18 protein-coding genes are annotated in these 18400 nt (G+C 62.7%); 6 read left to right on the top strand and 12 right to left on the bottom strand.

The window, feature by feature from the left end; translation table 11 throughout:
• Positions 1–2 precede the first annotated feature (2 nt).
• Complete coding sequence (recQ, locus tag LZK81_RS09120) at positions 3–1862, bottom strand: DNA helicase RecQ (RefSeq protein ID WP_233955930.1); 1860 nt, start codon at positions 1860–1862, stop codon at positions 3–5.
• A gap of 215 nt (positions 1863–2077) precedes the next feature.
• On the opposite strand from recQ, the gene LZK81_RS09115 reads away from it, so the two are divergent.
• The gene (locus LZK81_RS09115; protein WP_233955928.1) at positions 2078–3223 is read left to right on the top strand and encodes an NAD(P)-binding domain-containing protein; all 1146 of its coding nucleotides are present in this window, start codon (positions 2078–2080) and stop codon (positions 3221–3223) included.
• A 6-nt stretch (positions 3224–3229) separates the two neighbouring features.
• On the opposite strand, the gene LZK81_RS09110 is transcribed toward LZK81_RS09115, so the two are convergent.
• The 8 genes from LZK81_RS09110 to LZK81_RS09075 all read right to left on the bottom strand — a co-directional run bounded on the left by LZK81_RS09110 (position 3230) and on the right by LZK81_RS09075 (position 11331).
• Positions 3230–3613, bottom strand: coding sequence for a DUF983 domain-containing protein (locus LZK81_RS09110; RefSeq protein WP_233956511.1), 384 nt, complete (start codon positions 3611–3613; stop codon positions 3230–3232).
• A 128-nt stretch (positions 3614–3741) separates the two neighbouring features.
• On the bottom strand, positions 3742–5145 hold the full coding sequence (locus LZK81_RS09105; protein WP_233955926.1) for a PLP-dependent aminotransferase family protein: 1404 nt from the start codon (positions 5143–5145) through the stop codon (positions 3742–3744).
• A gap of 146 nt (positions 5146–5291) precedes the next feature.
• A complete protein-coding gene (gene mnhG, locus LZK81_RS09100; protein WP_233956510.1) occupies positions 5292–5690 on the bottom strand; it encodes a monovalent cation/H(+) antiporter subunit G in 399 nt (132 codons plus the stop codon).
• Complete coding sequence (locus LZK81_RS09095; protein ID WP_037084596.1) at positions 5690–5971, bottom strand: K+/H+ antiporter subunit F; 282 nt, start codon at positions 5969–5971, stop codon at positions 5690–5692. The genes mnhG and LZK81_RS09095 overlap by 1 nt, the downstream gene beginning before the upstream one ends.
• Complete coding sequence (locus tag LZK81_RS09090; protein ID WP_038593261.1) at positions 5968–6444, bottom strand: Na+/H+ antiporter subunit E; 477 nt, start codon at positions 6442–6444, stop codon at positions 5968–5970. Before LZK81_RS09090 ends, LZK81_RS09095 begins: the two co-directional genes overlap by 4 nt.
• A complete protein-coding gene (locus LZK81_RS09085) occupies positions 6444–8075 on the bottom strand; it encodes a monovalent cation/H+ antiporter subunit D (RefSeq protein ID WP_233955924.1) in 1632 nt (543 codons plus the stop codon). Before LZK81_RS09085 ends, LZK81_RS09090 begins: the two co-directional genes overlap by 1 nt.
• Positions 8072–8410, bottom strand: a complete 339-nt coding sequence (locus LZK81_RS09080; RefSeq protein WP_046606177.1) for a Na+/H+ antiporter subunit C — start codon at positions 8408–8410, stop codon at positions 8072–8074. The genes LZK81_RS09085 and LZK81_RS09080 overlap by 4 nt, the downstream gene beginning before the upstream one ends.
• Positions 8410–11331, bottom strand: coding sequence for a monovalent cation/H+ antiporter subunit A (locus LZK81_RS09075; RefSeq protein ID WP_233956509.1), 2922 nt, complete (start codon positions 11329–11331; stop codon positions 8410–8412). The genes LZK81_RS09080 and LZK81_RS09075 overlap by 1 nt, the downstream gene beginning before the upstream one ends.
• A gap of 91 nt (positions 11332–11422) precedes the next feature.
• On the opposite strand from LZK81_RS09075, the gene LZK81_RS09070 reads away from it, so the two are divergent.
• A complete protein-coding gene (locus tag LZK81_RS09070) occupies positions 11423–11734 on the top strand; it encodes a helix-turn-helix domain-containing protein (RefSeq protein WP_046606176.1) in 312 nt (103 codons plus the stop codon).
• 118 nt (positions 11735–11852) lie between these two features.
• On the opposite strand, the gene LZK81_RS09065 is transcribed toward LZK81_RS09070, so the two are convergent.
• Complete coding sequence (locus tag LZK81_RS09065; RefSeq protein ID WP_046606175.1) at positions 11853–13748, bottom strand: bifunctional sugar phosphate isomerase/epimerase/4-hydroxyphenylpyruvate dioxygenase family protein; 1896 nt, start codon at positions 13746–13748, stop codon at positions 11853–11855.
• Positions 13749–13959: 211 nt separating this feature from the next.
• Positions 13960–14601, bottom strand: a complete 642-nt coding sequence (locus LZK81_RS09060) for an alpha/beta family hydrolase (protein ID WP_046606174.1) — start codon at positions 14599–14601, stop codon at positions 13960–13962.
• A 163-nt stretch (positions 14602–14764) separates the two neighbouring features.
• Here LZK81_RS09060 and LZK81_RS09055 point away from each other — a divergent pair, with 163 nt between their 5' ends.
• The 3 genes from LZK81_RS09055 (at position 14765) to LZK81_RS09045 (ending at position 16337) form a co-directional block, all read left to right on the top strand.
• Complete coding sequence (locus LZK81_RS09055; protein WP_046606173.1) at positions 14765–15466, top strand: DUF899 family protein; 702 nt, start codon at positions 14765–14767, stop codon at positions 15464–15466.
• Positions 15467–15551: 85 nt separating this feature from the next.
• The gene (locus tag LZK81_RS09050) at positions 15552–15941 is read left to right on the top strand and encodes a DUF1236 domain-containing protein (protein ID WP_046606172.1); all 390 of its coding nucleotides are present in this window, start codon (positions 15552–15554) and stop codon (positions 15939–15941) included.
• Between the two features lie 153 nt (positions 15942–16094).
• Positions 16095–16337, top strand: a complete 243-nt coding sequence (locus LZK81_RS09045; protein WP_007772754.1) for a DUF982 domain-containing protein — start codon at positions 16095–16097, stop codon at positions 16335–16337.
• 32 nt (positions 16338–16369) lie between these two features.
• On the opposite strand, the gene LZK81_RS09040 is transcribed toward LZK81_RS09045, so the two are convergent.
• Positions 16370–17011 carry a ChrR family anti-sigma-E factor gene (locus LZK81_RS09040; protein ID WP_233955922.1) on the bottom strand — a complete coding sequence of 214 codons (642 nt, stop codon included), beginning with the start codon at positions 17009–17011 and terminating at the stop codon, positions 16370–16372.
• Positions 17012–17351: 340 nt separating this feature from the next.
• Here LZK81_RS09040 and LZK81_RS09035 point away from each other — a divergent pair, with 340 nt between their 5' ends.
• Positions 17352–18389, top strand: a complete 1038-nt coding sequence (locus LZK81_RS09035; protein WP_233955920.1) for a cysteine synthase A — start codon at positions 17352–17354, stop codon at positions 18387–18389.
• The last annotated feature ends 11 nt before the right edge of the window (positions 18390–18400 follow it).

Here is an 18400-nt window from a genome sequence, read left to right as displayed (position 1 = left end):
GCCTATCTCTCGTGCGCCCGGATCACCGCCAGGAAGGTATCGCCGTAACGCTCGAGCTTCGATTGCCCTACCCCGGAAATGCCGAGCAGCGCGTCGCGGCTCGTCGGGCGGGCGGTGGCAAACGCGACCAGCGTCGTATCCGGAAAAACGACATAGGGCGGCACCGAAAGCTCCTTGGCAATCCCCAGGCGCGCGACGCGCAGTGCCTCGAAGAGTTCAGCATCGGACCCTTCCAGCGCAGATCTTGCGTTTGCCGCGCTCGGTGATGCGCTTCGCGATGCCTTGCCGGTCGTCGGACGGTCCTTACGGAAGCGGACCTCGCGTTCGCGCTTGAAGACGGCACGCGCGTCCGGTTCCAGCTTCAGCGCGCCGAAGGCGTCGTGATCGACGCTGACCAGGCCGGCGGCGAGAAGCTGGCGATAGACCGATTGCCAGGTCTTTGAGGGGATGTCCTTGCCGACGCCGAAGACCGGCATATCCGCATGGCCGAAGCGAGCGGTCTTCTCGTTCCGGTTCCCGAGCAACACGTCGATCAGGTGGCCTGTGCCGAAACGCTCACCAGTCCGGTAGATCGCCGCCAGCGCCTTGATGGCGGCTTCGGTTCCGTCCCAGGTTTCGACCGGCTTGAGGCAGGTGTCGCAATTGCCGCATTGGCCGCCATGCGCCTCGCCGAAATGGGCAAGGATCGCCTGCCTTCGGCAGCCCGGCGTCTCGCAGATGCCGAGCAGCGCATTGAGCTTTGCGCGCTCGACGCGCTTGATATCGTCGCCCGACGTGCCGCCGTCGATCATCCGGCCGCGCTGGATGACATCGGCCATGCCATAGGCCATCCAGACGTCGGACGGCAGCCCGTCGCGCCCGGCGCGGCCGGTCTCCTGATAATAGGCCTCGACCGAACCGGGCAGGTCGAGATGGGCGACATAACGCACGTTCGGCTTGTCGATGCCCATGCCGAAGGCGACGGTGGCGACCAGGCAAAGATCCTCTTCCTTGAGGAAGGCGTCCTGATTGGCGTCGCGCATGCCGCGGTCCATGCCGGCATGATAGGCAAGGGCGCGAATACCCTGCCCGTTCAGCCATTCGGCGGTATCCTCGACTTTGGCGCGCGACAGGCAATAGACGATGCCGCTCGACCCCTTGTGGCGGGAGAGAAAACGCAGGAGCTGCTGGCGCGGCTGATCGCGCTCGACGATTTCGTAGGCGATGTTCGGTCGGTCGAATGACGTTGTGAACACTTCGGCCGAGCGCAGCGCGAGCTTGTCGATGATATCTTCGCGAGTGTGCGGATCGGCGGTCGCTGTCAGCGCCATGCGCGGCACGCCCGGATAATGCTCAGCGAGATGGCCGAGTTCGCGATATTCCGGGCGGAAGTCATGGCCCCATTGCGAGACGCAATGCGCCTCGTCGATCGCAAACAATGCGATCCTAGCACTGCCGATCATCTCCTTGAAGGCCGGCGTGACGATGCGCTCGGGCGTCACATAGAGAAGATCGAGATCACCATTGGCGATCGCCCGGCGGACATCGACGAATTCTTCGCGCGTCAGGGAAGAATTGAGCGCGGCGGCGCGTACGCCGAGCTGCTTCAGCGCCTCCACCTGGTCGCGCATCAGCGCGATCAGCGGCGAAACGACGATGCCGACGCCGTCGCGGCAGAGGGCTGGGATCTGGAAGCAGAGCGACTTGCCGGCGCCGGTCGGAAACAGCACCACGGCATCGCCGCCCGACACGACCTGTTCGACGACCGCAGCCTGCTTGCCCCGGAACGATGAATAACCGTAGACGCGTTTCAGCACATCGAGCGGGTTTTTCGTGCCATCGTTGTCGAAAAGGGGAGCAAGGCGGTTTGGGGTCGGCTGCATGGAATCGCTTTCATGTGGGAGCCTGGACTATGGCACAGGTCCAGCGCCCGTCGCGAGTGTATGCGACATTAAGGTTAGATGGGCATGGCATGGATGAAACCTCACAACTATACCGCTGCCACTTCTGCTTGCAAGCCATGCAGCTTGAAGCGCCTTTCGCGGACGTATAAGCCTCGTCTACATATCCTCGCCCTTCAATCGTATCGATATTTCGCATGGCTGCAGATTCCGACACAGATCAACACACCGATGCCGAACCCGGTCGTGCCCGCGTGGCGATCAAGGTCGATATCATCGTGATCGGCGCCGGCCAGGCGGGCCTGTCCTCGGCCTATCACCTGCGTAAGCTCGGCCTTGCGCCGGACAAGGATTTCGTGGTCTTCGACCAGTCTCCGGAGCCTGGCGGTGCCTGGCAGTTTAGGTGGCCTTCTCTGACGCTGGCCACCGCCAATCGTGTCCATGACCTCCCCGGAATGCGGTTCGAGGAGGTGGTCGATACTTCAGCCAGCCTGGTCAAGGCGTCGGTCGCCGTGCCCCAATATTTCGCGGCTTATGAGCGCGCCTTCGATCTGCACGTCCATCGCCCTGTCAAGGTGACGGTCGTCTGCAACCGGGGAGAGCGACTGAGGGTGGAAACCGACCGGGGCGCCTTCTCGGCGCGCGGATTGATCAACGCCACCGGCACATGGGAATCGCCCTACATTCCCGACTATCCCGGCGCCGACCGATTCCATGGACGACAGCTCCATACGCGAGATTATCGCGCCGCCGAGGAATTTTCCGGCCAGCATGTCGTCGTGGTCGGCGGCGGGATTTCGGCGATCCAGTTGCTCGACGAGATCTCACGCGTCACCTCGACCACCTGGGTGACGCGACGGGAACCGCAATTCCGCGACGAGCCGTTCACGCCGGAGATCGGACACGCTGCCGTGGCGCTCGTGGAGGATCGTGTCCGCCAGGGCCTTCCGCCAGGCTCGGTCGTTTCGGTCACCGGCCTGCCCGTCACGCCTGCAATTCGGGCAGCGCGAGAACGCGGCGCGCTGAAAAGACTGCCGATGTTTTCCGAGATCACCGAACACGGGATACGCTGGGCGGACGGCTCCGAACAGCGGGCCGATGTGATCCTCTGGTGCACGGGTTTTCGCAGTTCGCTCGATCACCTCGCCCCGCTGCAACTGCGCGAGGCGAGCGGCGGCATCCTGATGACCGGCCGGCTGGCGACGCAGGTCGCCAGGGACCCGCGTATTCACCTGGTCGGTTACGGCCCATCCGCTTCAACGATCGGGGCGAACCGTGCGGGTGGCGCAGCCGCACGGGAATTGACAAGCTTCCTCGAAGCTCCAGTCAATCGTGGTCAATGATGCGACCTAGCTGGCGCGTCTCACCAGCTTTCCTTCTTCCGCCTTGTAGAAATACTGGCTCGCCACCAGCCAACCCTTCAGCGGCCGAAGCGGCGGGATACAGGTCAGAAGCATGAACGGCAATGTCACCAGCAGGTGAACCCACCAGGCCGGCTGGTACTGCACTTCCAGCCAGACGCCGAGAAGCACGCTCGGCACGCAGGCAAAGCACATCACGAAGAAGGCCGGGCCATCGGCGGGGTCGGCGAAGGAATAGTCCAGTCCGCAGGCTTCGCACGTCCGGTTGAGCGTCAGGAAGCCGTTGAACAGATGCCCCTGACCACAACGCGGGCAGCGCCCGCGGATACCGGTCTGCATGGGAGGGAGAGGAGGCCATTCGTGATCCATGATCATCGTCCTTGGGAGCAAAGCGATCAAATCGTCCATTGATTGCAGTCATTATATAGATTGATGCATTCAATGAGTCGATTAGCCAGAATGCCGCAGGCATTCCGGCCACGGATCGCAGAGAGGAGAGATCAGAAGAAGGAGCCGGCCATTTCTGGCGAGCTTTCCAGCGCATGGCCCATGAATTCCAGGGCAGCCTCGAGCGCAGGCCGCCGGATGGGACCGCCGAGGCATACGCGCACCGCTTCCGGAGCCGGGCCGTCGACGCAGAAGGCGTCGCTCGCCACAACGCCGATGCCGGCGGAACGCATGTGGCTGCCGAACGTCGAGCGGGTCCAGCCCTGTGCCAAAGGCAGCCAGATGTTGAAGCTGAGCGGGTCGCCGCGATAGCTGCCCTTCGGCAGTATGTGTGCGACCAGCGTCTGGCGGGCCATCGCTTCGGTCCTGACGAAGTGCAGGATGTTGTCGGCCGTACCATCCTCGATCCAACGGGTGGCGAGCGCTGCCGACAGCGGTGATGCCATGACGTTGTTGGCGCGCATGGCACTGACGAACGGCCACGCGGCCCTGGTATCCGGGGCGACGACATAGGCCAGCCTGAGGCCGGCACCGAGCGATTTGGAAAGCCCGCCGATATGCCAGGTCAGGTCCGGAGCTATCGCCGCCAGCGGTGCCGGGGCGCGCAGAGGAATGAAGCCGTAGGCATCGTCCTCGACGATCGACACGCCATATTTTCGCGCCACGGCGCAGATCTCCTCGCGACGCCGTTGCGGAACCGTCAGCGTCATCGGGTTCTGCAGGATCGGATTGAGATAGAGCGCCTTCGGCTTTTGCTTCTCGCAGGCCTCGGCAAAGGCTGCCGGCAGAATGCCTTCCTCATCCATCGGCAGGCCGACAAGGGTCAATCGCAGTTGCGCGGCGATCGAGCGCATACCGGGATAGGTGATGTTTTCCGACAGCACCGTCTCGCCCGGCTTTGCCAGCATGCCGAAGATCGCCAGCAGCGCCGGATGCGCGCCGGGAGTGAGGAAGATACGCTCCTGCGACGGAACCAGGCCACGCCGGCCGAGCCAAACCGCCGCCGCCTCCTTGTCGACGCCGGCACCGCCGAAACTCTGATAACGCAGCAAAGGCACGAGGTTGGTGGCGACTGCGGTTAGCCCACCTTGCATCCGGGCAATCAGTTCGGAATCGTCCGGCTCCGGCGGCATGTTCATGGAAAAATCAACGATCGAGGCCCGGCGTGGATCGGGCGCGGCGTCGGAGACGAAACCCCGGCGCTCCTTGTCGACACCGCCGGTCACGAAGGTGCCGCGCCCCACATGCGAACTGACCAGGCCACGCTTCTGGGCCTCCAGATAGCCGCGCGCCACGGTGGTGAAGTCGACGTTGAGCACCTTGGCCAGTTCGCGCTGCGGCGGCAAGCGATCACCGATCACGAGGTTGCCGCTCCGCAAATCCATCTCGATGACATCGGCAATCGCCATGTAGCGCGGGGAGCGGCTGCGGGTCAGGTCTGGCTTCCAAGTCTTCATCCGTGACGTCCGATAGTTAGTCCTGAATTGACTGTATATTGTTGCTCGGTGAGTCTGTCATCAGGAAAAAAGCGGACATCACGCCGCAGCCCGCAGACCGGAGATGCCGACGATAGCTGCCACCTTCGCCGACCAGTTGAAGCGCCCTACCCCCTCGGGGGATCGCTCTCCTCCAGAACCTCCCTGGCGGGCTGGCTCCTGTTCGGCTTGTCCGGAACATTGCCGTTGCCTTCCGCACGGTCACGGTGAAGGGCTGCGCGCGCCAGCAGCATGAAGGTGATCGGCGTGGTCACCGTCACGAAGATGCCGATCAGGATCTCGTGGAATACGAGGCGCCCCGAGGAGACGGTGAAGAAGATCATCGAGGCCAGCATGACGCCGCCGATCCCCCAGCTGGTGCCGAGCGTCGGCGCATGGATGCGCTCGTAGAAGGTCGGCAGGCGCAGGAAGCCGATCGCGCCGATCAGCGCCAGGCCGGCGCCGATCAGCAGGAAAAACGCGACCGCGATGGCGGCCCATACGGGCATGTCGGCGGCAGACTGCATCATTCGATCACCTCCCCGCGCATCAGGAATTTCGCGAGCGCCACGGTCGCCACGAAGCCCAGCATGCCCATGACCAACGCCGCCTCGAAATAGATCACGCGGCCGGTGCCGATGCCGAAGGTCACCAGCAGCAGCATGGCGTTGATGTAGAGCGTATCGAGGCCGATGATGCGGTCCTGTGCCCTTGGGCCCCGGAACATCCGCACCGAGGCAATCGCCATCGCCGCCGCCAGCATCAGCTGGGCGAGCGAGACCGCGCTGAAAAGAATGATGGCGCTCATGCGAATATCTCCATCAGCAGCTTCTCATATCTGTTCTTGATCGTGTTGCGCCATTCCGCCTCGTTGTCCAGATCGAGGATATGCAGCAACACCGTCTTGTCGTTTGAATCATACTCCAGCCAGGCCGATCCCGGCGTGCTGGTCAGCACGACGGCCAGAACCGCGATTGCCGTATGGTTCTCGATATCCAGCTCCACAGTCAGGAAACCGGGATTGTGGCTGCGGCGACCGGCTTTGAGGATAATCAGCGCGACGGCGATGTTCGATTTGACGATATCGTAGAGTACGATCCCGAACAGTTTCGGCAGCAGGTACCATTTGCCGAGCCGCGGCTTGTCCGGACGCAGCGATGCCATCGCCCACGAAGCGAACACGGCAACCAGGATGCCGAGCACCAGATGGCCGGGCGTGAAGCCGTTGAGCAGCAGCCACATCAGGACCAGCGACAGGGTGAGCAGCGGATAGGGCAGCATCATTTGCTCCCCGTCCCGGTCGATGCGGCGCCATCATAGTCGGGCACTACCGCTGCATTGCGCACTGCGTCGATATAGATCTTCGGATTGCTGAGCGTCCGGATCGTCGTGTCCATGTACTGCATCGCGGGTCCGGCCTGGACAGTCAGCGCAAGCGTCAGGAAAAGCAGAAACATCACCGGCACGATCTCGATGACGAGAACGCGCGGTACGGTTCCCTCGAGCGAACTCCAGAAGGTGCGGATGCCGGCGCGCGTCATGGAAATCAGCGCTGCAATGCCGGAGAGGATGACGAGGATGACCAGAACCCAGACGGTCGCCGTCGGTGGCACGCCGATCGCGCCCGTGCCCATCATCGCCGACAGCATCGCGAACTTGGCGATGAAGCCGGAGAGCGGCGGCAGGCCGGACAGCAGGATGCCGCAGGCGGCAAAGCAGATGCCGAGGATGGCCATCGTGCCCGGCATGGTGACGCCGTCGCCCTCCTCCGGCTCGTCCTCATCCGCGTCGCCATAGGCTTCCATGGTCACCGCAAGCACGATCGCACCGGCATCCTGGCCGCGTTCGACCAGTTCGATCAGCATGAAGAAGGCGCTGATCGTCAGCGTCGAGCTGACGAGATAGAGCAGCGCACCGGACGAGATCGCCCCGTCATTGATGCCAAGCACCATCAGCAGCGTGCCGGAAGAAACCAGAACCGAAAAACCTGCAAGCCTTCCCAGCGCCTGCGACGCCAGCACACCGATCGTGCCGAATATGATGGTAGCGATCCCGCCGTAAAGGAGCACATCGGCGCCGAAACCCGCAGATGGTCCTTCGCCGAAGAGCAGCATGGTCAGCCGCAGGATGATGTAGATGCCGAGCTTGCTCATGATCGCGAATATGCCGGCGACCGGAGCGGAAGCGGCGCTGTAAGCGGTCGGCAGCCAGAAGCAGAGCGGCCACATGCCCGCCTTGATGAGGAAGGCGATGCCGAGCACGCCGGCGCCTGCCTCCATCAGCATCCGTCGGTCCGGCTCGATGTCGGGAATGCGCGCGGCAAGATCGGCCATGTTGAGCGTGCCGGCGGTGCCGTAGATCAGGCTGACGCCGATCAGGAACAGGAGTGCGGCGGCCAGATTGACGGCGATATAGTGCATGCCCGCCTTGACGCGCAACGGACCGGAGCCGTGCAGCAGCAGGCCGTAGGATGACGCCAGCATCACCTCGAAGAAGACGAAGAGATTGAACAGGTCGCCGGTCAGGAAGGCGCCGTTCAACCCGACCAGCAGAAGCTGGAACATGGTGTGGAAATGCGCCCCGACCGCATGCCAGCGGGCGAGCGAGAAGACCAGTGCCGCGACCGAGAGCAGCGCCGTCAGGAGCAACATCAGCGCCGACAGCGCGTCGAGAACCAGCACGATGCCGAAGGGGGCGGCCCAGTTTCCGAGAAGATAGACGCCGTCGAAGTCGTTGGGACCGCTTTCGATCCGCAGAAGCGCGAGCGAGACGACGACCAGGATCAGCGTCGAGGCGAGGCTGATCATTGCCTTTACGACGCGCTGACGCTCGTCGAAGAACAGCAGGAGTGCGGCGACGACCAGCGGCACCAGGATCGGCGCGATGATGAGGTGATGGGTCCAGCCGCTCATTTCGGCTCGTTCCTCCCGTCGACATGGTCGGTGCCTGTCAGACCCCGGGAGGCCAGCAGCACGACGAGGAACAGCGCAGTCGTCGCAAACCCGATGACGATGGCCGTCAGAACGAGCGCCTGCGGCACCGGATCGGCGAGCGTCGAGGTGGGAACGCCGTCGACGAGGATTGGCGGAACGTTGGTCTTCACGCCGCCGACCCCGAAGATGAACAGGTTGACCGCATAGGAGAGAAGCGAGAGGCCGACGATGACCTGATAGGTGCGCGGACGCAGGATGAGCCAGACGCCGCAGCCCGTCATCACGCCGATCGCGGTGGCAAGAACGAGTTCCATCAGCCCTCCTCCGTCCGCGCTGTATCGATCGCCCGCAGGCGGTTGATGCGGATCGACTGGTGCGCCAGGGCCACGAGAATGAGGACCGTCGAACCGACCACCAGCGAGAACACGCCGAGATCGAAGAGCAGTGCGGTGGCGGCCGGCATCTTGCCGATAAGCGGCAGCTCGACATACTGGAAATGCGAGGTCAGGAACGGGTAACCGAAGAACCAGGCGCCGATGCCCGTCGAAACCGCCGTCAGCAGGCCCGCCCCCATCCAGCGCAGCGGCAGAATGCGCAGACGATCTTCCGCCCAGCGCGTGCCGCCGGCCAGATATTGCAGCAGGAAGGCGATCGACAGCGTCAGCCCGGCCGAAAAACCGCCGCCCGGCATGTCGTGACCGCGCATAAAAATGTAGACGGCGAAGGTGATGATCACCGGGAACAGCCAGGTCATGATGACCGAGGGGACGAGCAGGTAGTCGCGCACCGTATCGCCGGCCGAACGCTCTGGGCGATCCTCGTCAAAGCTGTTCTGGATCCGCTGCTGTTCCGGCAGGTCCATGCTGTCGTCGGCGGGGCGGAAACGGCGAAGCAATGCGAAGACCGTCAACGCAACGACGCCGAGCACCGCGATCTCGCCGAGCGTATCGAAGCCGCGGAAATCCACCAGGATGACGTTGACGACATTGCGCCCGCCGCCTTGCGAGTAGGCGTTATCGAGGAAGTAGTTGGCGATCGTATCCGGCACCGGCATGGTCATGACTGCATAGGCGATGAAGGTCATGCCGATGCCGCAGACGATGGCGAGCGCCAGGTCGCGGAAGCGGCGGAAGCGGGCCCGCAGGGTGATGGACTCGGCCATCCCCTCCGTCCGTTTCGGCAGCCAGCGCAGGCCGAGAAGAATGAGGACGGTGGTGACGATTTCGACGAGGAGCTGGGTGATCGCCAGATCCGGCGCCGAGAGCCAGACGAAGGTGATGCAGACGATCAGTCCGACGCCACCGAGCATGACGAGGGCTGCAAGGCGATGGTATTTGGCGAGATATGCGGTGCCGAAGGCGAGGCAGATGCCGAGCAGCCAGATCGCGGCGAAGGCCGGATCGATGCCGGAAAAGGCGATTTCGCGGGTTTCGAAACCGGAGAGATAGAGCGGCAGGAGCCCCGCGAGGAAACCGGTCGCCGCCACCCAGCGAAGCTGCGGCTGCAGATTGCGGGTGCCGAAGCGCCGTTCGAGCGTGCGAGCCCAGCGCCAGGACACTTCCACGAGAACCCGCTCGAAGATGCGCTGACCTTTCAGATTGCGCAGGATCGGCGGGCCGTCCTCGCAGGTTGCGAGATATTTGCGGAGCGAGAGATAGAGCAGAGTGCCGCCGACGAGTGCGATGGCGCTCATGATCAGCGGCAGGTTGACGCCGTGCCAGATGGAAAGGCTGTATTCCGGCGTATCGGCGCCCAGCACGCTGACGACGGCGGTATGCAGGAAAGGTCCGATCGAAATCGCCGGAATGATGCCGACGATCAGGCAGGCGACCACCAGAAGCTCGATGGGAAAGCGCATCCAGCGCGGCGGCTCATGCGGCTTAGGCTTGGGCAGATCCGTCGGCGGCGGGCCGAAGAAGACGGTGTGGATGAAACGCAGCGAATAGGCGACGCTGAAGGCGCTGGCGAGCGTCGCCACATAGGGCAGGATGCGGTCGAGAATGGAATCCGCATGGGTTTCGACCGCCTCGGCGAAGAACATTTCCTTCGACAGGAAGCCGTTGAGCAGAGGAACACCCGCCATGGCGGCACTTGCCACCATGGCCAGCGTGCCCGTGATGGGCAGATACCGGAAAAGCCCGCTCAATCGTCGCATGTCGCGCGTGCCGGTCTCATGATCGATGATGCCGGCCGCCATGAACAGCGATGCCTTGAACGTCGCATGGTTGACCATGTGGAAGATCGCGGCGACGGTTGCGAGCGGACTTCCGAGGCTCAAAAGCGTGGTGATGAGGCCGAGATGGCTGATCGTCGAATAGGCGAGCAGGCCCTTCAGGTCCTGCTGGAACATCGCGAAATAAGCGCCGAGCACCAGCGTGATGATGCCCGCCAGCCCGACAAGGTAGAACCATTCATAGGTTCCCGACAGGGCCGGCCAGAACCGCACCAGCAGGAAAACGCCGGCCTTCACCATGGTCGCCGAATGCAGGAAGGCGGAAACCGGGGTCGGCGCCGCCATGGCGTTGGGCAGCCAGAAATGGAACGGAAATTGGGCGCTCTTGGTCAAGGCGCCGAGCAGGATGAAGACCAGCGCCGGCACGTAGAGGGAATGGCCGCGGATGACGTCGCCGGCGGCCAATATCTTGTCGAGATCGTAGCTGCCGACGATGTTGCCGAGCAGCAGCAGCCCGATCAGCAGGCCGAAACCGCCGATCCCGGTGATCGTCAGCGCCATGCGAGCGCCGTCACGGGCGGCGGCATTGTTGTGCCAGTAGCTGATCAGCAGGAAGGAGAAGATGCTGGTCAGTTCCCAGAACACCGACAGGAGAATGACATTGCCGGAAATGACGATGCCGAGCATCGCGCCCATGAAGGCGAGCAGGAAGGAGAAGAAGCGCGGAACCGGATCGTCTTCCGACATGTAGTAACGGGCGTAAACGACGACCAGGAAGCCGATGCCGGTGATGAGCATGGAGAACAGCCATGCGAAACCATCCATGCGAAGAGTGAAGTTCAGTCCGAGCTGCGGAAGCCAGGTGCCCTCGAAGCGAAGCACGCCGCCATCGGTGACGCTCGGATAGAAGGCCGCGACGATCAGCACGGACAAAAGAGCAGTGGCGCCGGCAACCCAGGACGGCAGGATGCGCGAACGCGTTCGCAGCAGCGATACGGAGACCAGGCTTCCGAGAAAGGGCAGGACCAGCAGGAAAAGAAGAAGATATGGTCCTGACGTTATCCCAATGCTCCGGCCTTTCCATGTGCTGCGCTTCGCCCGGCGCCTGATGCGAAGATGCCTGCGAATGCTCCATCTAGCAATCGAATCCAAATTGCCATATATGGGAGATATTGACCAATATGGGCAGTTTGGTGAGATGGGTCAAGCCGCAAAGAACGCAATTTTAACGCCGGCCTTGTGTCGCGCCGCCCGGGGGTTTCTGGATTGGACGCAGACCGATCTCGCCGACCGGTCGGGCGTGTCGCGCAGCACCATCCGCGATTACGAAGGCAGCCGGCACGACCTCCACCGCGCGACGGAGGCGCAGCTGCGCCTCGCCTTCGAAGAGGGCGGCGTCGCCTTCGTCCACATGGAAGGCGGCCATTTCGGCGTCTGCCCGAGAGCCGTGCAGACACCGCTATAGGTCGAGCGAAGCGGCCCTAACCCGGCACCACCATTTGGTGACCAAGCCGTCCCGGCGCTTGAGGTGCGGAGCCTCCGCAATGGGCGGCCCCGTGCATTGAGGACCCGAAGGGCGCCGTTTAAATCCTCGGCATGCCTTCAGGGCGAAGCGCCCTCTTCAGCGCCGCGATCCGGAAGATGGCGTTCGGCGCGCCGTAGCCGCGATAACCGCGCCGTTCGACGATCTCGAAGAAGAAGCCCTCGCCATAGGTCATGCTGTAAAGCTGGAAATATTCGCCGTGCTCGTCGCGGTCGTAGAGAATGTTCTCTTCCTTCAGCCGCTCTGAAAGCTCCGCATCGAGGCCGAAGCGGGCTTCGACGTCGCCATAGTAGTTGGGCGAGATGGCAAGCGGCTTGAAACCGTTCTTGCGCAGCGCCGCGGCCGTCGCAAAGATGTCGTCGGTCTGAAAGGCGAGATGCTGGACGCCGGATCCGAATTTTTCGGCGATGAAATGACCGGCGAGCGTGCGGCGGTTCTCGGCACCGTTCAAGGTGATCCGCAGCGTGCCGGAAGCGTTTTCGACCACCTGGCTGCGTATCACGCCGGCCGGATCGATGATGTCGACCATCGGCGTCTTCTGCGTCTCGAAGATCGAGGTGTAGAAGAGCAGCCAGGTCAGCATTTCCTCGTAGGCGACCGTCTGGGCGATATGATCGACATGCTCAAGATGAGCCGGCGCCACCTCGGCTTCGCCCTCTTCGTTGACAGGCTGGAAATCGATCTCGGAAAAACGGCCGAGATTGCTCTTGTCGTCGATCAGGTAGACGAGCCCGCCGCCGACGCCGCGGATCGCCGGTATATCCACCTCACCCTCCGCCACCTGCTGCCGGAACGGTTCAGCCCCGAGCGCCACCGCCCTTTCGAACGCCTGCCCGGCATCCTCGACGACGAGGGCCATCGCATAGGCCGAGGTGCCATGGACGGCAAACGAGGCGTTGGCAAATCCCTTCTCGTCGGTATTGACGAGGAGACGGATATCTCCCTGGCTGTAGAGGCTGACCTTCTTCGACTTGTGCACGGCCGTCTTGCGGAAACCGAGCGTTCGAAGGATCGCGGCAAGATCGGCCGCATCCTTTTCGTCGGAGGAGAATTCCACGAAACCGACCCCCTTGACCGTTGCGCGGTCCGGCATGTCGCGAACCGTCAGGCCCGACGCGTTCGGGTTGCGCCGCACCTGGTCGCCGAGATAGATCAGCGAACGGTAGCCGTCATCGGCAATCGCCCGGCTCGAGCCGCCACGGAACTGGTCGTTGAAGATTTCCAGCGAGAAATAACCGTCGTAGCCGGTTTCGGCGATCGCGGTGGTAAAGGCCGTCACCGGCAGATCGCCCTCGCCCGGCATGTTGCGGAAATGCCGTGACCAGTAGAGCAGGTCCATGTCGATCAGCGGCGCATCGGCGAGCTGGACGATGAAGATCTTGTCCTTGGGGATGGAGCGGATCGAATTGATGTCGATCTTCCGCGACAGGGTGTGAAAGCTGTCGAGGATCAGCCCGATATTCGGGTGGTCGGCACGCCGCACGATCTCCCAGGCATCGCGGTGGTCGTTGATATGCCGGCCCCAGGCGAGCGCCTCATAGCCTACTCTCAACCCGCGTTTGGCAGCCCGTTCCCCGAGTTCGTGGAAATCGGCCGCCGCCCGGTCGATGCCGCCAAGCGAGACCGGCGAGACGTTGGAGCAGACGAGAACGAGGTCGGTGCCGAGTTCCTGCATGACGTCGAACTTGCGTTCGGCGCGATCGAAGGTGCGGCCGCGATGCGTGGCGGGCATGCCCTCGAAATCGCGGAACGGCTGGAACAGCGTGATCTCCAGGCCATGATCGCGGACCATTTTCCCGACATCCGAGGGGCTGCCGTCGAAGGCGAGGAAATCGTTCTCGAAGATCTCCACTCCATCGAAACCGGCCTTGGCTATCGCTTCCAGCTTCTCGGGCAGCTCTCCGCTGATCGAAACCGTGGCTATCGACGTTTTCATGCGCTCCCTCCCATTTCCTCGGAACGTGACCGAAGAGGCTCCTCAGATGCACCGGCGAGCGACCTCCCGCTTCGAGCCGGCATCAGCGACGCCATTTTGTACTAAATAGTTCGTAACATCAAATGGGAAGTTTGTGGTCTAGCGATGGCCAGCCTTGGCGACAGCATTCGAACGCACGCAGGAGCCGCCAATGTCGGGGCTTGGGCCGCATTCAAGGCTTCAACCGTGCAGTCCAGGCCAGCACGGTTGAAGCCATCGTCGCGAGATGGTCGGCGGCGGAAAATCCGGAAATCGTCTTGCGCGGCTTCAGGTCGTGGTCGCCATCCTCCAGCCAGAGGATTTCGATGGTCTGAGAGAGTGCGTAGCCGGATACTTCTTCGCGGGTGCCAAACTCATCGCGGGTTCCCTGGCAGATCAGCGCCGGGGTCCTGAGCCCCTTGAGATGTTGGGTGCGGAGCTGCTCCGGTTTTGCCGGCGGATGGAACGGATAACCAAGGCACAACAATCCGGCGATCCTGTCTTCCGTGTAAAGCTCGTCGGCAATCATGCTCGCGACCCGTCCGCCCATCGACTTGCCGCCGATGATCAGCGGTCCCTTCGCACCGAGCTCGGTGATCGCCGCCTTGTATTCGGGATTGAGCGTCTCGGCCCGCGGCGGCGGTTTGCGATCGCCGGAGGTACGGCGCGCCGCCATATAGCCGAATTCGAAACGCGCCACGCGAAAACCCTTGGCCGACAGGGCTTTCGCCGCAGCCGTCATCGATGCGGAATCCATCGGCGCGCCGGCGCCATGCGCCAGCAGGATCGTGACGCGTGCGTCTTCCGGCCCCTCGATCAGAAATCGCCCTGACATCTTGCTCCCTCAATTCCGGTTCACTTTTTATATGCGCCTGTCGGACCACACCGTTGGCGCACGTTCTTTGTATGGGCGAGCCATGGCCGCCCGCAATTTGGCGACTATATCAGCGAGAGCAAGGCCAAGTCTCCTGCCCGGCCATTACAGATGGAGGAATGTCATGGATATGCAGAGCCTCACACCAGCAGTCGAACTTGCGAGAAAGAACGGTGTGCACTTCCCGAACGAAAGCGCCGCATACAGGGAGGCGCGGGATGCGCTTCTCGCCGAGGAAATCGAGCTCCGCCGCCATATCGAGCGGGTTGCCGAGCAGCGACGCCATCTGCCGCCGGGCGGACATGTGCCGAAGAACTACACGTTCGAGGGCGCGAACGGCACGATCTCGTTCGAGGAACTGTTCGCGGACAAGGAAACGCTGGTCATCTACAGCTATATGTTCGGTCCGGAGCGGGAGCGGCCCTGCCCGATGTGCACGTCGCTGCTCTCCTCCTGGGACGGCGAGGTTCCCGACATCCAGCAGCGCGTCGCGTTCGCGGTTGTTGCGCGTTCGCCGCTGCAGCGCCTCACAGACGTCAGACGCGAACGCGGCTGGCACCATCTGCCGCTCTATTCCGACACGAGCGGCGAGTTCAGCCGGGATTACCATGCGCTCGGCAAGGACGGCAGCGATGACGCGGCCTTCAACGTGTTCACCCGCCGGGATGGAACGATACGGCATTTCTGGAGCGGCGAGATGGGCGGGGCCACCGCCGATCCGGGCCAGGATCCGCGCGGCGCACCCGATCTGATGCCGATCTGGACGATCCTTGATTCGACCCCGGAAGGCCGGGCGCCGCATTGGTACCCCAAGCTGTCCTACTAGGACTTAAGTCCTGCGCGCCCATCGCGGCGGAACGAAAAATGATGTCGCCACGTTCTCCGGCCACTTCAATCGAAAGGAAGTGACCATGAAAAAGCTCATCATTCTCTCCGCGACAGTCGGCCTCCTCGCGACCGGCGCAATGGCCCAGCAGAGCACGGTCAACGGTGCCGTGGGCGGTGCGGTTACCGGTGCAATCGTCGGTGGACCGGTCGGCGCTGCCGTGGGCGGCGTGGTCGGCGCGGTCGCCGGCACGGCGATCGATCCGCCGCCGGAACGCGTCATCACCTATGTGCGCCAGCAGCCGGTACAGCAGTCCGTCGTGGTGCGGGAGCGCGTCGTGGTCGGCCAGCCGATCTCGCAGCAGGTCGTCCTCACCCCGATCCCGGAATCGCCGACCTACGCCTATGCGATCGTCAACCAGCAGCGCGTCATCGTCGATCCGCGCACCTACACGGTGGTGCAGGTCGTCGAATGATCGTTCCGCATTGCTGACCGAAAGCCGTCGTATCGAGAGGTACGGCGGCTTGTTTTTTGGCCATCGCCTGTCCCATGATTTTTTTTGAACCTGACGGAACCAGTTGCCAGCTTCGTCGTTTTCCAAGGTTGGTATCCAGGGAGGAAACGAAAAATGCCGCAGGCAAGTTGGCAAAAACCGGTGCGCGTCGCCTTCGGGCAACTCGGTACTGAGGTCATCAACGGACCGTTCGAGGCGCTTGCGCTTCTGACGGATCGGTGGCCGGACATGCGCGGACCACACTTTGTCAAGGCGCGCAGCGTCTGCCGGGCAGCGCTCGACGGGCGCAGGTCGCCGGAGGAAGCGCGCCAGCAATTCGAAGAAGCGGTCAGCGAAGCGCAACTGCATCTGAACTGATCGCCAGGGCCGGCGTCGCCGGCCTTGATGGATCAGAGACCGACGAGATCGCCGAAAAACCGGAGGGTGGAGCCGGAAAGGGCGATCGGCGCGAACAGCACGGAAAAACAGAGGCACGGCCCGCGCTTGCCCGCGATCGGCCGATGGTCCAGCACTTCGTCCGCGATCGAGACATCACCCTTGCCGAAATTGCCGCGATGGTCATGAAATTCGCCGTCGAGAACCAAAGTCATTTCAAGCCCCAGATGGCCGTGCTGGGGCAGCGCCCTTCCCGGCCGTACCCATAAAAGGCTCGTCTCGACATCCTTCGACCTTTCGATGAGGTGGTGGCGCAGTCCCGGGAGTTTCGTTTTCCACCTGATATCGGGAAGGTCCGTGCCCGCATAGGCACGCAGCGACGCGGGAAATCCCGATTTTTCGAAGATCCTGGCAGGAGGCTCTGCTGGCGCAGCAGAAGCGAAAATCTCAGCCAACCGGTGCTCGCGGGCCGACAATGCCACGGGCGGGATCATATGCAGGATATCACCGGCAAACGCCTCCATGAGACCGGCCAGTTTCCCGGCCGAAGCCTGCATTTCCAGATGCGAACCGACGAGAACGTGAGCCGGCTCCGGAAGTGAGCCGGACACGTAATGCGCGATCAGAAGATCCAGCCGTTCGAGGTTCTGCAGCATGTCCAAAATGCCAGTTTTATGCAAAAATCCGGTCAAAGCGAGGTCAATGCGTCGCCTAAAACGGTTTCGCCGCTGCTTTAACTTTACGTCTATACGCATGGAGAGAAATTTGGATTACTACTTCCAATATAATAAGGCCGATTTTTTTAAGGGCTTGTCGATACATTAGAGGTCGGCACTTCGACCCCTCATTTCCCGCCCTTCGCAACCGCAGGCCCGGCCTCGGAAAGACGGATTTTACGGAGGCAAACCCTTTCCGGAAACAGAATTTCTTGCCTCCGGGTCCTTGTCCGCCGAAAAGACCCTGTTTACATGTGCGATGAACAAGAAGGCACCCCCGATGACCTCCCATTCCTCCGTCCTCGACGTGATCGGCAACACGCCCCTCATCCGGCTGAACGGCGCTTCCGAAGCGACCGGCTGCGAAATTCTGGGCAAGGCGGAGTTCCTGAACCCCGGCCAGTCGGTCAAGGACCGGGCCGCGCTCTACATCATCCGCGACGCCGAAAAGAAGGGCCTCCTGCGCCCCGGCGGCGTGATCGTCGAGGGCACGGCCGGCAATACCGGCATCGGCCTGACCCTCGTCGCCAAGGCGCTCGGCTACCGCACCGTCATCGTCATCCCGGAAACCCAGAGCCAGGAAAAGAAGGATGCGCTGAAGCTGCTCGGCGCCGAACTGGTCGAGGTTCCCGCGGTCCCTTACAAGAACCCGAACAACTACGTAAAAATCTCGGGCCGCCTTGCCGAGGAGCTCGCAAAGACCGAGCCGGCCGGCGCGATCTGGGCCAACCAGTTCGACAACGTCGCCAATCGGGAAGCGCATATCCAGACCACGGCGCCCGAAATCTTCGGGCAGACCGGCGGCAAGGTCGACGGCTTCATCTGCGCGGTCGGCTCGGGCGGCACGCTTGCGGGCGTCGCCATGGGCCTCAAGGCCAAAAATCCGGATATCAAGATCGGCATCGCCGACCCGGAAGGTGCTGCCCTCTATGAATTCTACGCCCATGGCGAGTTCAAGTCGGAAGGCAATTCGATCACCGAGGGCATCGGCCAGGGCCGCATCACCGCCAATCTCGAAGGTTTCAAGCCGGATTTCGCTTACCAGATCCCGGATGCCGAAGCGCTGCCCTACATCTTCGATCTGGTCGAGCACGAAGGCCTCTGCCTCGGCGGCTCGACCGGCATCAATATCGCCGGCGCCGTCCGGCTCGCCAAGGATCTCGGTCCCGGCCACACGATCGTGACGGTGCTCTGCGACTACGGCAACCGCTACCAGTCCAAGCTTTTCAATCCGGACTTCCTGAAGTCGAAGGGCCTGCCGGTGCCAGCCTGGCTGACGCAGAAGCGGCAGATCGACATTCCCTTCCAGACGGTCTGATACAATTTAAA

It is taken from the genome of Neorhizobium galegae (genome assembly GCF_021391675.1).
Taxonomy (GTDB): Bacteria; Pseudomonadota; Alphaproteobacteria; order Rhizobiales; family Rhizobiaceae; genus Neorhizobium; species Neorhizobium galegae_B.
This window is presented reverse-complemented; position numbering and strand designations above follow the sequence as displayed.

Coding starts and splice junctions, on each gene's coding strand:
- recQ (WP_233955930.1), bottom strand. CDS start 1,862: ATGCAGCCGACCCCAAACCGCCTTGCTCCCCTTTTCGACAACGATGGC.
- LZK81_RS09115 (WP_233955928.1), top strand. CDS start 2,078: ATGGCTGCAGATTCCGACACAGATCAACACACCGATGCCGAACCCGGT.
- LZK81_RS09105 (WP_233955926.1), bottom strand. CDS start 5,145: ATGAAGACTTGGAAGCCAGACCTGACCCGCAGCCGCTCCCCGCGCTAC.
- mnhG (WP_233956510.1), bottom strand. CDS start 5,690: ATGCAGTCTGCCGCCGACATGCCCGTATGGGCCGCCATCGCGGTCGCG.
- LZK81_RS09095 (WP_037084596.1), bottom strand. CDS start 5,971: ATGAGCGCCATCATTCTTTTCAGCGCGGTCTCGCTCGCCCAGCTGATG.
- LZK81_RS09090 (WP_038593261.1), bottom strand. CDS start 6,444: ATGCTGCCCTATCCGCTGCTCACCCTGTCGCTGGTCCTGATGTGGCTG.
- LZK81_RS09085 (WP_233955924.1), bottom strand. CDS start 8,075: ATGAGCGGCTGGACCCATCACCTCATCATCGCGCCGATCCTGGTGCCG.
- LZK81_RS09080 (WP_046606177.1), bottom strand. CDS start 8,410: ATGGAACTCGTTCTTGCCACCGCGATCGGCGTGATGACGGGCTGCGGC.
- LZK81_RS09065 (WP_046606175.1), bottom strand. CDS start 13,748: ATGAAAACGTCGATAGCCACGGTTTCGATCAGCGGAGAGCTGCCCGAG.
- LZK81_RS09060 (WP_046606174.1), bottom strand. CDS start 14,601: ATGTCAGGGCGATTTCTGATCGAGGGGCCGGAAGACGCACGCGTCACG.
- LZK81_RS09055 (WP_046606173.1), top strand. CDS start 14,765: ATGGATATGCAGAGCCTCACACCAGCAGTCGAACTTGCGAGAAAGAAC.
- LZK81_RS09050 (WP_046606172.1), top strand. CDS start 15,552: ATGAAAAAGCTCATCATTCTCTCCGCGACAGTCGGCCTCCTCGCGACC.
- LZK81_RS09045 (WP_007772754.1), top strand. CDS start 16,095: ATGCCGCAGGCAAGTTGGCAAAAACCGGTGCGCGTCGCCTTCGGGCAA.
- LZK81_RS09040 (WP_233955922.1), bottom strand. CDS start 17,011: ATGCTGCAGAACCTCGAACGGCTGGATCTTCTGATCGCGCATTACGTG.
- LZK81_RS09035 (WP_233955920.1), top strand. CDS start 17,352: ATGACCTCCCATTCCTCCGTCCTCGACGTGATCGGCAACACGCCCCTC.